Annotated in this window: 14 protein-coding genes and 1 pseudogene; 7 read left to right on the forward strand and 8 right to left on the reverse strand. The window is 63.3% G+C overall.

Translation table 11 applies throughout. The features are described from left to right. From NKJ06_RS32240 to NKJ06_RS32255, 4 genes are all read right to left on the reverse strand, one after another. A partial coding sequence (locus NKJ06_RS32240) for an acrylyl-CoA reductase family protein (RefSeq protein WP_352812021.1) occupies positions 1 to 680 on the reverse strand: 680 nt, incomplete at its 3' end. 66 nt (positions 681 to 746) lie between these two features. After that, positions 747 to 1,244 carry a signal peptidase II gene (gene lspA / locus NKJ06_RS32245; RefSeq protein ID WP_352633174.1) on the reverse strand — a complete coding sequence of 166 codons (498 nt, stop codon included), beginning with the start codon at positions 1,242 to 1,244 and terminating at the stop codon, positions 747 to 749. A 13-nt stretch (positions 1,245 to 1,257) separates the two neighbouring features. Next, positions 1,258 to 2,115 carry a TrmH family RNA methyltransferase gene (locus tag NKJ06_RS32250; protein ID WP_352633173.1) on the reverse strand — a complete coding sequence of 286 codons (858 nt, stop codon included), beginning with the start codon at positions 2,113 to 2,115 and terminating at the stop codon, positions 1,258 to 1,260. Further along, the gene (locus tag NKJ06_RS32255; RefSeq protein ID WP_352633172.1) at positions 2,116 to 3,207 is read right to left on the reverse strand and encodes an RsmD family RNA methyltransferase; all 1,092 of its coding nucleotides are present in this window, start codon (positions 3,205 to 3,207) and stop codon (positions 2,116 to 2,118) included. 136 nt (positions 3,208 to 3,343) lie between these two features. On the opposite strand from NKJ06_RS32255, the gene NKJ06_RS32260 reads away from it, so the two are divergent. The 3 genes from NKJ06_RS32260 to NKJ06_RS32270 all read left to right on the forward strand — a co-directional run bounded on the left by NKJ06_RS32260 (position 3,344) and on the right by NKJ06_RS32270 (position 4,937). Continuing rightward, positions 3,344 to 4,033, forward strand: coding sequence for a helix-turn-helix transcriptional regulator (locus NKJ06_RS32260; RefSeq protein WP_352633171.1), 690 nt, complete (start codon positions 3,344 to 3,346; stop codon positions 4,031 to 4,033). 74 nt (positions 4,034 to 4,107) lie between these two features. After that, positions 4,108 to 4,503: a VOC family protein gene (locus NKJ06_RS32265; protein WP_352633170.1), complete on the forward strand. Its 396-nt coding sequence runs from the start codon at positions 4,108 to 4,110 to the stop codon at positions 4,501 to 4,503. Further along, positions 4,500 to 4,937: an EVE domain-containing protein gene (locus NKJ06_RS32270; RefSeq protein WP_352633169.1), complete on the forward strand. Its 438-nt coding sequence runs from the start codon at positions 4,500 to 4,502 to the stop codon at positions 4,935 to 4,937. Before NKJ06_RS32265 ends, NKJ06_RS32270 begins: the two co-directional genes overlap by 4 nt. On the opposite strand, the gene lhpI is transcribed toward NKJ06_RS32270, so the two are convergent. From lhpI to sppA, 4 genes are all read right to left on the reverse strand, one after another. After that, positions 4,934 to 5,899: a bifunctional Delta(1)-pyrroline-2-carboxylate/Delta(1)-piperideine-2-carboxylate reductase gene (gene lhpI / locus NKJ06_RS32275; RefSeq protein ID WP_352633168.1), complete on the reverse strand. Its 966-nt coding sequence runs from the start codon at positions 5,897 to 5,899 to the stop codon at positions 4,934 to 4,936. The genes NKJ06_RS32270 and lhpI overlap by 4 nt on opposite strands. Before the next feature lie 37 nt (positions 5,900 to 5,936). After that, entirely contained in the window at positions 5,937 to 6,305 is a 369-nt protein-coding gene (locus tag NKJ06_RS32280) for a DUF1049 domain-containing protein (RefSeq protein ID WP_352633167.1), read from the reverse strand. 58 nt (positions 6,306 to 6,363) lie between these two features. Further along, positions 6,364 to 6,648 (reverse strand): integration host factor subunit beta, encoded by a 285-nt coding sequence (locus NKJ06_RS32285; RefSeq protein ID WP_006200394.1) that lies wholly within the window; start codon positions 6,646 to 6,648, stop codon positions 6,364 to 6,366. A gap of 81 nt (positions 6,649 to 6,729) precedes the next feature. Beyond that, positions 6,730 to 7,686 carry a signal peptide peptidase SppA gene (gene sppA, locus NKJ06_RS32290; protein ID WP_352633166.1) on the reverse strand — a complete coding sequence of 319 codons (957 nt, stop codon included), beginning with the start codon at positions 7,684 to 7,686 and terminating at the stop codon, positions 6,730 to 6,732. A gap of 399 nt (positions 7,687 to 8,085) precedes the next feature. On the opposite strand from sppA, the gene lptC reads away from it, so the two are divergent. The 4 genes and pseudogenes from lptC to NKJ06_RS32310 all read left to right on the forward strand — a co-directional run. After that, positions 8,086 to 8,799, forward strand: coding sequence for an LPS export ABC transporter periplasmic protein LptC (gene lptC / locus NKJ06_RS32295; RefSeq protein WP_352633165.1), 714 nt, complete (start codon positions 8,086 to 8,088; stop codon positions 8,797 to 8,799). Beyond that, positions 8,786 to 9,370, forward strand: a complete 585-nt coding sequence (locus tag NKJ06_RS32300; RefSeq protein ID WP_352633164.1) for an LptA/OstA family protein — start codon at positions 8,786 to 8,788, stop codon at positions 9,368 to 9,370. Before lptC ends, NKJ06_RS32300 begins: the two co-directional genes overlap by 14 nt. Then, on the forward strand, positions 9,370 to 10,188 hold the full coding sequence (lptB, locus tag NKJ06_RS32305; protein WP_352633163.1) for an LPS export ABC transporter ATP-binding protein: 819 nt from the start codon (positions 9,370 to 9,372) through the stop codon (positions 10,186 to 10,188). The genes NKJ06_RS32300 and lptB overlap by 1 nt, the downstream gene beginning before the upstream one ends. Before the next feature lie 257 nt (positions 10,189 to 10,445). After that, positions 10,446 to 10,937: pseudogene (locus NKJ06_RS32310) on the forward strand (hypothetical protein); the annotation flags it as partial.

Consider the following 10,937-nt stretch of genomic DNA (forward strand, 5'->3'; position numbering starts at 1 on the left):
CGGCCGACGGCATCGATGCCACCGGCCCAGCGCTCCTTGGCCAGCGGCTTGGCCGGTTGGGCCAGCTCGTCGCGCGATATCACTTCGGCGGCGCCAAGGTTGATCAGATAGGGGCTTTCGGCATTGCGGCCGGTGGAAGCAATGACATGGTAACCGAGGCTGGACAGGATCGAGACCGCGACCGAGCCGACGCCGCCGGCCGCCCCCGTCACCACCACCGGCCCGCGATCGGGCAGGATGCCGTGCCGCTCCAGCGCCATGACGCAGAGCATGGCGGTATAGCCGGCGGTGCCGACGGCCATGGCGTCATGCGGGCTGATGCCGTGCGGCAGCGGCACCAGCCAGTCGCCTTTGACACGGGCGCGGCCGGCATAAGCACCGAAATGGGTTTCACCGACGCCCCAGCCGTTCAGGATGGCCTTGTCTCCGGCGCGCCAGTCGGGATGGGAAGACGAGATGACGGTGCCGGCGAAATCGATGCCCGGCACCAGCGGCCAGCGGCGGATCACCGGCGCCTTGCCTGTGATCGCCAGGCCATCCTTGTAGTTCACCGTCGTCGCCTCGACCGCGATGGTGACATCGCCTTCCATCAGGTCGGCTTCGGTGAGGTCGGTCACGGTTACCGACTGCTTTTTCTCGGCGTCGCGCGAAATGAGGATGGCTTTGAAGGTTTCGGACATCTCTTTCTCCTCTTTCTCCGCGATCTTGTTTGACGACATGGACTGTGCGGCGATGGCCGCACGGGGTCAATCTTTGGAAGGCTTGGCGTTTGGAGACCTGGGCTCGCGCCGCCAGCCGAACAGTTCGTCTAAGACGACCAGTGCCGCGCCCACGGAGATGAAGGCGTCGGCAAGATTGAAGACGGCGAAGGACCAGACCGGCGTGTGGAACAGGATGTAATCGATGACGTGGCCGTAGACGGCGCGGTCGATCAGATTGCCGAGCGCGCCGCCGACGATCAGCGCAAAGCCGGTGCGGGCGAGGATCTGGGACGGTGCGATCCGCGTCGCCAGGAACAGCACGAAGGCAACGACCGCAAGCGAAATGACGATCAGCCCGGTGTCGCCGAAGGACGAGAACATCGAGAAGGCGATGCCGGTGTTGTAGGTGCGAAACAGCGCCAGGAAGGGCACCAGGTCGAGCTTTTCCTGAAAGGCGAGACCGGTCTCGACCAGGTGTTTTATCCACTGGTCGAGCGCTATGGCCGCGACGACGAGCAATGCATAGGGAGACCATGATCTCACGGGTGGGCAACCTTCATTGCTGGTCCATGATTGGTTCGAGCTTCAGCGCGCCGCGCCGGATCTCGAACAGCATGATGCCGGTGGCAACGGCCAGATTGAGCGAATCGGCGCGGCCCGCTTGCGGAATCCTGAGCAGCCTGTCGCAACTCGCAGCCAGGCTTTCGGGCAACCCCTGCTGCTCGTTGCCCATCATCAGCAGCACGGGGCCGCGGGAAAAATCGACCGAACGGTAGTCGACGGCGCCTTTCAGGTGGGTGCCGGCGACGAGGCCTGAAAAGCCGCCTCGCCAGGCGAGGAAAGCCTCGGTCGTCGCTTTGGCCACCGGCACGGCAAAGATCGAACCCATGGTGGCGCGCACCGTCTCCACGGAAAAAGGATCGGTGGTGTCGCCGACCAGGATGATGCCCTTGGCGCCGACAGCATCTACGGTGCGGATGACGGTGCCGAGATTGCCTGGATCGCGCACCCGGTCGAGCGCCACCCAGACGTCGCCATTGTCGGCGCGGATATCCTTCAGCGCCAGGAATTTTTGCGAAAAGACGCCGACTACCATTTGCGGATTGTCGCGGCGGGTGATGGCGACCAGCACCTTTTCCGACACTTCGAGCACCATGCCGCCGGCGGCAACCGTGCGAGCGGCGACCTTCTCCACCGCCGCGTTGCCACGCCCGGCCTTGGCGAAAACCAATGTCCTGATCTGCCAGCCGAGATCGAGCGCATCGATGACCAGCTTCAGTCCCTCGGCCATGAAGGCGTTCTGCTGGTCGCGGAATTTCTTCTGCGCGAGCGCCTTGATGTCCTTGACCAGCTGATTGGCGAGGCTGGTGACTTCCTTCACCTGCCCGGGTGCGCCTGCATGCCGTTCGTTCATTCAGGCCACCCAACGCGAAAATAACGAGGTCGAAAGCGCCCGGCCGGCGGACTTTTCGCGGATGATCAGCTCACCCGATTCGACGTTGCCGCCCATGCCGGCAAAGGCATCGCGCATCAAGGCATGGATGGCGAAGAAGGAGGCGCGGATCGAATAGGCGGTCAGCACCACGGCAAGCGGTTTCGGGGTCAGGATCGCACGGCAAAGGTCGGTCAGATCAGGCAGGTCCTCGAACAATTGCCAGACCTCGCCCTTGGGGCCGCGGCCATAGGCCGGCGGATCGAACAGGATGATGTCGTAGCGGCTGCCACGGCGCTCCTCGCGCTCGGCGAATTTCACTGCATCGTCGACGATCCAGCGGATCGGCTTGCTGCCAAGGCCGGCCATCTCCTGGTTCTCGCGGGCCCAGCCGATCGCCTTCTTCGAGGCATCGACGTGGGTGACCTCGGCGCCGGCGCGGGCCGCCACCAGCGAGGCGAGGCCGGTATAGCCAAACAGGTTCAGCACCTTGACCGGCCGCTTCGCCGCGGCGATCAGCCCGGCCATGTGGTCCCAGTGGGAGGCCTGCTCGGGGAAGACGCCGACATGGCGAAACGAGGTGAAACGGCCGAGATAGTCGATGCCGTCATGCTTCATCGGCCAGGTCTCGCCGAGCGGCGTCTTGGGGAAACGCCAGCGGCCGATGCCTTCTTCGTCGGTGTCACCGGTGAAGACGGCGTCGGCGCGCTCCCAGTCTTTTGCCGGCAAGGCCTTTTGCCAGATCGCCTGGCCCTCGGGCCGCACGATCCGGTAAGGGCCGTATTGTTCGAGCTTCTGCCCGGCGCCGCTGTCGAGCAGCGCATAATCGGCATTGGGCGCCACTTCGAGGATCACGGGAAGATGTTCTGTGGGCAGGGCGCCTTCGCGGCGGCCAAGGACGCGCGGCGCCGATTCCGGCTCGGAACGATTGTCCGGCTTCGCCTCGTGCCGCTCGCGCGGTGGCGCGTCCGGTCTGGCAGGAACCTGGCCGGTACGCGGACGTGACACGTCCGCCGCACCCTTGGCGGATGGATGCGGACGGTTGTCGCGGCGTTTGTCGCGAAAAGACTTCAAGCGGGGGCAACTCCGAGCGGCGTGGCCGCTTTTGACATAGGGCAACCGGCTTCGCAACCAAGTCCGACACGCCGGCCTTTCCGGTTTATGTCGGCCGGCGATGGACCAATGTCAAAGAAACAGGCAAATCTGCTGGATGTCCCGCTCCGAACGCCTGCTCGACCTGATCCAGACGCTGCGTCGGCACCGCCGGCCGGTGAGCGGGCAGGCTCTGGCCGATGAACTCCGGATTTCGATCCGCACGCTCTACCGCGACATCGCGACGCTGCAGGGCCAGGGCGCGCCGATCGAGGGTGAGGCGGGGCTGGGCTATGTGCTCAAACCCGGCTTCATGCTGCCGCCGCTGATGTTCAGCGATGAGGAGATCGAAGCCATCGTGCTCGGCTCGCGCTGGGTCGCCAAGCAGCCGGACCAGCGTCTCTCGGCCGCCGCCGCCAACGCGCTGGCCAAGATCGCCGCGGTGCTGCCGGACGATTTGCGCGAGGATCTCGACGCGAGCACACTGCTGGTCGGCCCTCCTGCCGCGGCCGCCGAGGGCATTGATCTCGGTATCGTGCGGCAGGCCATCCGCAACGAGCGCAAGCTCGGCTTTCTCTACCGTGACGCGGGCGGCGCCGCGTCCGAACGCGTGGTCTGGCCGTTTGCGCTCGGCTTCTTCGACAAGGTGCGGGTGGTCGTGGCGTGGTGCGAGATGCGGCAGGATTTCCGGCATTTTCGCGCCGATCGCATCGCCGAGCTCAAGGCCACCGATGCGCGCTACCCGCGCCGACGCCAGACGCTGCTGAAGGAATGGCGGGCGACGTTCGACAAGCCGCGCGGTTCGTGACGGCTACTGCCAGAAACTGACAGTAGCGCATCCTATGTTCGCCAAGTCGAACCACCGAACCTTGGAGAGCAGACATGACCACCCCGAATTTCGTCATCCTCTATGTCGACCAACCGCAGCAGAGCGGCGCCTTCTACAGTGCGCTGCTCGGTCGTGAGCCGGTCGAAAGTTCGCCGACCTTCGTGCTGTTCGTGCTGGATGCTGGTTTCAAGCTCGGCCTCTGGTCGCGCCATACGGTCGAGCCGGCTGCGGCCGCGGCAGGCGGTGGCGCCGAGATAGTCTTTGCGCTGGATACGCCCGATGCGGTCGATGCCACCCATGCCGACTGGTCCGGGCGCGGGCTGACAATCCTGCAGACGCCGACCGACATGGATTTCGGCCGCACCTTCGTTGCGCTCGATCCCGACAATCATCGCCTGCGCGTCTACTGGCTGTCCGATGGGGAACAGGCCAATGGGGAACAAAAATGAGCGCGTACTGGATCGCAGTGGCCTCCGCCGAACATGTCCGGCGCGGCCGCGCCGCCGGCTTCATGCAGGTCAACCACGGCAAGGCGGCACCGCTGCGTCGCGTCAAGCCCAGCGATGGCATCGTCTATGATTCGCCGACCACCAATCTGGGCGAAAAGGACGGCTTGCAGGCTTTCACCGCAATAGGCACCGTGCGGGAAGGCGAACCTTATCAGGGTGACATGGGCGGCGGTTTCACGCCGTTCCGTCGCGACGTCGAGTGGGCGAAGGCCGAGGAAACCTCGATCAAGCCGCTGCTCGACGGGCTGGACTTCACCGTCGGCAAGTCGAACTGGGGCTATCAGCTTCGCTTTGGCCTCTTCCCGATCGGCGCGCACGATTTTTCGCTGATCGCCGAGGCGATGGGCGCCAAACTGGCTGTACCGGTGAACTAGGACTTGAGCGCGTTATAGACCGCAATGCCGGCGGCAAGGTCCTCGAGCGCCGCGCCAACCGACTTGAACAGAGTGATCTCGCCGGCGCTTTCGCGGCCTTTCTTCTGGCCACGCGCCAGTTCGTGCAGATCGGCGACGATGGCTTCCGGTTTCAGGACGCCGGAGGCCAGCGGCTGGACGATGTCGCCGGCTTCCTTGGTGGCGCCGGCACGGGTGTCGACATAAACGCGGGCGAGCCTGATCGCGTCGTCATCGCTTTCGCGCATCGTCGGCGTAAAGCCGCCGACCAGGTCGACATGGGTTCCCGGCCGCAACAATGCGCCCTTGATCAATGGCGTCGTCGTGATCGTTGCGGAGGAGACGATGTCGGTTTTCCCAAGCTCGGCATCGAGATCACTCGCGGCGCTGGCCGCGAAGCCTTCGGCACGCAGATCGGCCGCGACCTTCTCGGCATTGGCCGGGGTGCGGTTCCAGATGCGGATGGACTTGATCGGCCGTACGGCGCTATGCGCCTTGGCGAGGAACGGCGACAGCGCGCCGGCACCGACCACGAGCAGCCGCGAGGCATCGTCGCGGGCGAGATAGGAGGCCGCGAGCGCCGAAGCGCAGGCGGTGCGCCACTGGGTCAGCCGCTGGCCGTCGATCAAGGCTTCGGGTTCGCCGGTGGCGCCATTGAGCAGGAGATAGAGCCCCATCACCGCAGGCTTGCCGATGGCGTTGTTGTCGGGCGAAACGGTAACGATCTTGACGCCGACATGACCACCGGCCGACGTGCCGGCCGCATTGAGATCGGTCCAGGCCGGCATCAAAAGCAGGGTGGAGGCCGCGCCATCTGGCCGCTCGATCGTATGATGGTGCCTGACCGGCTGTACCGCACCATCGTGAAACGCTGTGCGCAGCGTCTCGACCAATCCGGGGAAGGTCAGCGCATGGTCGACCTCAGCGGCCGAAATGGTCAGCATGAAAAACTCCGTGGAGACAAAACCGCCGACGGGCGGTTCAAGTGGTCGGCTTCGGCAATGCCACCCCTTGGGCCGACCCTTGGGCCGATCCTTGGACGGGGCTCTGCGGTGCCGTCGGCGCGCGGCTCACCGCCTGGCGCAGGTTCTCGGCCTCGACGCCGCGCTGGCGCGCCAGCTTGCGGTAGCGGCCCTGCTTGACCCAGGTTGCCAGGCTGCCGACGATCATGCCGATGGCGAGCGCCAGGAACAGGAAGATGAACAGCGGCAAAGTCAGAGTCAGCTTCGGATTGCCGGGGTTGAACGGATCCAGCGTGAAGGCGACCAGTTCGCGATTGGCAACGGCGAGTGCGATCAGGATGATCGCCAGGGGCACGAAGATCACGATGAGCATGAAGCGATTGAACATGATGTTTTCCGTCGGAAGCTGGCCTCTCAGAGAGGCCGTCTGGCGCTGACGCCCGCGCCTACTTGCCGCCGTTCAGCCTTTCACGCAGTTCCTTGCCGGTCTTGAAGAACGGCACCCATTTCTCCTCGACCTCGACGGATTCGCCGGTGCGCGGGTTGCGGCCAGTGCGGGCGGGACGGTTTTTCACCGAAAAAGCGCCGAAGCCGCGCAGTTCGACCCGATTGCCTTCGGCAAGGGCGTCGGTGATTTCATCGAAGATCGCACCGACGATGTTTTCGACGTCGCGCAGGAAAAGATGCGGATTGCGCGTGGCAATAATCTGCACAAGTTCGGACTTGATCATGAGACGGATCCCCGTGAAAGCAGTGCGGTCAAAATTATGAGGATGATTTTATTTGCTTTTTTCACTTGCCCCAAACGCATCTCAAGGGTGCCAGACGGAAACGAGACCGTCAAGAAACAAGCGGTCGGCGCCGAGTTCATGGATGACGTCGCCGGTGTAAGCAGGCAGGCCGAGCGCGCTGCCGATCGTTTGCGCCATGGCTTTTGAGAACAAGAAGCCGCCGCGCCGTTCGGTGTCCTTCCATTCGACGACCTCGAGTTTGGCATCGACGCCCTTGGTCGCCAGCCAGTGGACCGCTTCGGTTTCGCCGCCGACAGCGTCGATCAGTCCGTTGGCGACACCCTGGCGACCGGTGAAGATCGAGCCGTCGGCAAGCGCCAGCGCTTGTTCGCGGGTCATCTTGCGGCGCTCGGCAACGATGCCGACAAACCAGTCGTAGCTGTCGAGGATAAGCTTGCGGACCATGGCGCGCTCGTCGTCATTGGTCGGCTTGAAGGGAGAGGGCGCGGCTTTCAGCGGCGAGGATTTCACTTCCTCGAGCTTGACGCCGAGCTTGTCCATCAGGCCGCTGACGTCGGGATACTGGATCAGCACGCCGATCGAACCGACGATCGAGGTCTTGCGGGCAACGATATGATCGGCGGCGCTGGCGATCATATAGCCCGCCGATGCGGCGAGCGTGCCGACTTCCGCCACGACAGGCTTGTCGGCAGCCAGCTTGCGCACCTCGTCATAGATCGATTCACCGCCGACCGTGGTGCCGCCGGGCGAATCGATCGACAGGATCACGCCCTTTACCCTCGGCGACATGCGGATGGTTTCCAGCCGCTTGATCAGCTCCTCGTCCTCGGTGATCGTGCCTTCGATCTTGACTTTGGCGATATGGTCGACCGCCGAGCCGCCGAAATCGTCGCCATAGAACCAGGCTGAAAGCGCAATCACCCCAAGGGCTACGATGCCGATGGCGGCAACGCGCCAGAATGTCAGTTTGCGTCGCAACCGGCGGCGGTCGATCAGGTCGTCGGCTCTCAGTGCCATGGTCAGCCTTTCAGTCGGCGGGGAGAGACGCTTTTAGACCATGATCCTCGCATCTGGAAGCAATTCTCTTTTGCGCATGGCGAGACAATCCGCTCACAGGGGCGAGATAGCCATCGGCGTCGACAATCGAACAGGCCGGCCAGGCGGGCTTCCCGCCTCTCTCCAGGCACTGGTCTGCTCACGTATTTGTGCAATCGCCGCGAGACCGACAGTTGATAAATTTTACGCCGCGTGTCTGTTTCTGCTATGCAGAACGTGCAAGTTGTGCAGACCTCGTTTTCATCTGTACAATTGCGGCTGTCACATTTTTGCAGTTTTCGTGGGCTTGTGCTTGCTTGAAGGCGCCGGCGTCCCACCTATAGGCGGGGCTCCGGGCAGGGGTTTAGAAGAAAGCAGTGAATGTTAGCGCGACCGATTGAACCGACCAACGCCGAGACGGAGTTGGCTCCCCCGGCGGACGGCCGGACGCGCAGCGATGCGTTCGACCGCGCGCAGCGTCATTCGCGCCGCGTGCGCGTTCTCAAATTTGCCGTGCCGGTGGCCGCGGCACTGATCGCCATCGCTTTCCCGGTCTATTCCTATCTCGCCGCACCCGTCTCCGTTACGGTCCAGGCGGAAGGCACGGCCTTTTCCAATGGCAAGCTGGTGATGGCCAATCCGAAGCTCAACGGTTTCACCAAGCAGAAGCAGCCCTATTCGATGACTGCCCTGCGCGCCATTCAGGATGTCGGCACGCAGGGCATCATCGAACTGGAAGGCATCGATGCCAAGGTGCCGATCGCGCCTGACAACGTCGCTGCGATCAAGGCCTCGAACGGCACCTACGATCGTGACGGCAATACGATGAACCTGACCAGCGACGTGACGATTACCACAACCGACGGCATGCAGGCCAAGTTCAAATCTGTCTTCCTCGACATGGGCAAAGGCACTATGAAGACGGGAGATCCCGTCGATGTCAGCCGTGGCGGGTCGCGGATCACATCGGATTCGATGTCGGTCCGGGACAATGGCAAGGTTATGGTTTTCGAAAGCAAAGTGCGCGTCAATATCGATTCCGCCGCCTTGAAGGCGGCAGAGGGAAATAGCGGAGAAACCAATGCGGCTCAGTAGTTCGACGCGGCTCGCGGCTGCAACTTCGGCGTTGCTGCTGCTCGGACTGGTGCCGTCATTGGCGCAGTCCACCACCCAATCGGGTCTCAAACTGTCCGGCGACAAGCCGATACAGATCGAAAGCGACAAGCTGGAGGTCCGCCAGGCCGAAAGTGTCGCCATCTTCACCGGCAATGTCAGCGTCGTCCAGGGGCCGACATTGATGAAGGCCGGCAAGATGATGGTCTACTACGTCAAGGATCCCAACGCCGGCGCCAAGGGCACGGAAGCCGCTGGCGCGGCGGCTATGACCGGCTCGGCCAACATCGATCATCTGGAAATTTCCGACAAGGTTTACGTGAAGTCGGATGCGCAGGTCGCGACCGCTGATCAAGGCAGCTTCGATATGAAGAGCCAGGTTCTGGTGCTTTCGGGCAAAAAGGTCGTTCTGTCGCAAAACGACAATGTCCTGGTCGGCTGCAAGCTCACCGTGCAGATGAAAACCGGGCTGGCCCAAGTCGATCCATGCGCTGGGCAACGCGTCCAGATGTCGATCACGCCGCCGCCGAAATCGGGAGCGACGAACCCCTGATGACCAGCCTGTCGTCGCTGACGGCGCGTCTTCCGGGACGGGCCGCCGGCAAACTTTCGGCGCCGGCCACGGTGACCGTCGATGCGGGAAAGTTCAAGGGAACCCTGATCGCCAAGGGTTTGACCAAGAGCTACAAGGGCCGCAAGGTCGTCAGCGGCGTCACCATCGGCGTGCGTGCCGGCGAGGCCGTCGGCCTGCTCGGCCCCAATGGCGCCGGTAAGACGACCTGTTTCTACATGGTCACCGGCCTGGTGCCGGTGGATGAAGGCACGATCGAGATCGACGGCTTCGACGTCACCTCGATGCCGATGTACCGTCGCGCACGCCTCGGCATCGGCTACCTGCCGCAGGAAGCGTCGATTTTCCGTGGCCTCAATGTCGAGCAGAATATCCGTGCCGTGCTGGAAGTGGTCGAAAAGGACCGCAAGGTGCGCGAGCGCAATCTCGACGAGCTGCTCGAGGAATTCCACATCAGCCATCTGCGCAAGTCGCCGTCCATGTCGCTCTCCGGCGGCGAGCGGCGGCGCCTGGAAATCGCGCGTGCACTGGCGACCCGTCCGGCCTACATGCTGCTCGACGAGCCTTTTGCCGGCATCGATCCGATCGCCGTCGCTGATATCCAGCAATTGGTACGCCACCTGACGGCGCGCGGCATCGGCGTCCTCATCACCGACCACAATGTGCGCGAAACGCTTGGCCTGATCGACCGGGCCTACATCATCCATGCCGGCCAAGTGCTGACCCATGGCCGAGCCGACGAAGTGGTGGCAAACCCCGATGTGCGGCGGCTTTACCTCGGCGAGGGTTTTACGCTCTGACACTCGACGCAATTTCGGACGGAAAACCGTTTCACACTTTTCCTGAAATTGCTCTGAGCGTGAAATTTGTTTCCTGACACGATTTTTTTGCGCTCGCGGGGCTTTTTTCCTCGATTTTGCTCCGCGATAACGCTCCGGTAAGCGGGTTTTGCTAGCAATTGCCTTGACAAGCAAAAGCCGGGCCAGTTTCTATGACCGGCTGCAAAAATTGTTCTCCGGAAGTCCGGATGCGTAGACGAGGCGTTTGAAACCGAACCATGGCATTGGCGGCCAGACTACAGCTACGACAATCGCAGTCGCTGGTGATGACGCCGCAGCTGATGCAGTCGATTCGGCTGCTGCAGTTCACGCATGGCGAACTCGAGCATTTCATCGACGAGGAAATAGAGCGCAACCCGCTGCTGGAGCGCGCCGAGCCGCAGGACGATGCCGCCAGCGACCAGTCGCAGAAGATCGAGGCGGAGCCGCAAGCCACCACTGACGGCGACTGGTTCGAAAACGAGACGCAGTGGAGCGCCGAGGCGATCTCGGACAAGCTCGACACGTCGCTGGAAAACCTGTTTCCCGACGACCCCGGCACCAGCGAGCGGCGCGGCCCAGACCTGACGGCGCAATGGAAATCGGCTTCCGGCAATGGCGCAAGTTCCTCGTCCGAGGGGTTTGATGCCGGCGACATGGCGGCCGCGGGGGGGCCGCCGCGCGCGACCCCCCCGCGGCCCCCCGGGCCGCGGCCAACGACCCCCCCCCCC

Origin of the sequence: Mesorhizobium sp. M0293, from assembly GCF_040321735.1 — a bacterium.
In the GTDB taxonomy this organism is placed as follows: domain Bacteria; phylum Pseudomonadota; class Alphaproteobacteria; order Rhizobiales; family Rhizobiaceae; genus Mesorhizobium.

Bases quoted from the DNA above. Each gene is read 5' to 3' on its own strand.
- lhpI (WP_352633168.1), bottom strand. From the start codon at position 5,899: ATGCTGACCATTTCGGCCGCTGAGGTCGACCATGCGCTGACCTTCCCC.
- NKJ06_RS32260 (WP_352633171.1), top strand. From the start codon at position 3,344: ATGTCCCGCTCCGAACGCCTGCTCGACCTGATCCAGACGCTGCGTCGG.
- NKJ06_RS32250 (WP_352633173.1), bottom strand. From the start codon at position 2,115: ATGAACGAACGGCATGCAGGCGCACCCGGGCAGGTGAAGGAAGTCACC.
- NKJ06_RS32270 (WP_352633169.1), top strand. From the start codon at position 4,500: ATGAGCGCGTACTGGATCGCAGTGGCCTCCGCCGAACATGTCCGGCGC.
- NKJ06_RS32265 (WP_352633170.1), top strand. From the start codon at position 4,108: ATGACCACCCCGAATTTCGTCATCCTCTATGTCGACCAACCGCAGCAG.
- sppA (WP_352633166.1), bottom strand. From the start codon at position 7,686: ATGGCACTGAGAGCCGACGACCTGATCGACCGCCGCCGGTTGCGACGC.
- NKJ06_RS32300 (WP_352633164.1), top strand. From the start codon at position 8,786: ATGCGGCTCAGTAGTTCGACGCGGCTCGCGGCTGCAACTTCGGCGTTG.
- lptC (WP_352633165.1), top strand. From the start codon at position 8,086: ATGTTAGCGCGACCGATTGAACCGACCAACGCCGAGACGGAGTTGGCT.
- NKJ06_RS32285 (WP_006200394.1), bottom strand. From the start codon at position 6,648: ATGATCAAGTCCGAACTTGTGCAGATTATTGCCACGCGCAATCCGCAT.
- lptB (WP_352633163.1), top strand. From the start codon at position 9,370: ATGACCAGCCTGTCGTCGCTGACGGCGCGTCTTCCGGGACGGGCCGCC.
- NKJ06_RS32280 (WP_352633167.1), bottom strand. From the start codon at position 6,305: ATGTTCAATCGCTTCATGCTCATCGTGATCTTCGTGCCCCTGGCGATC.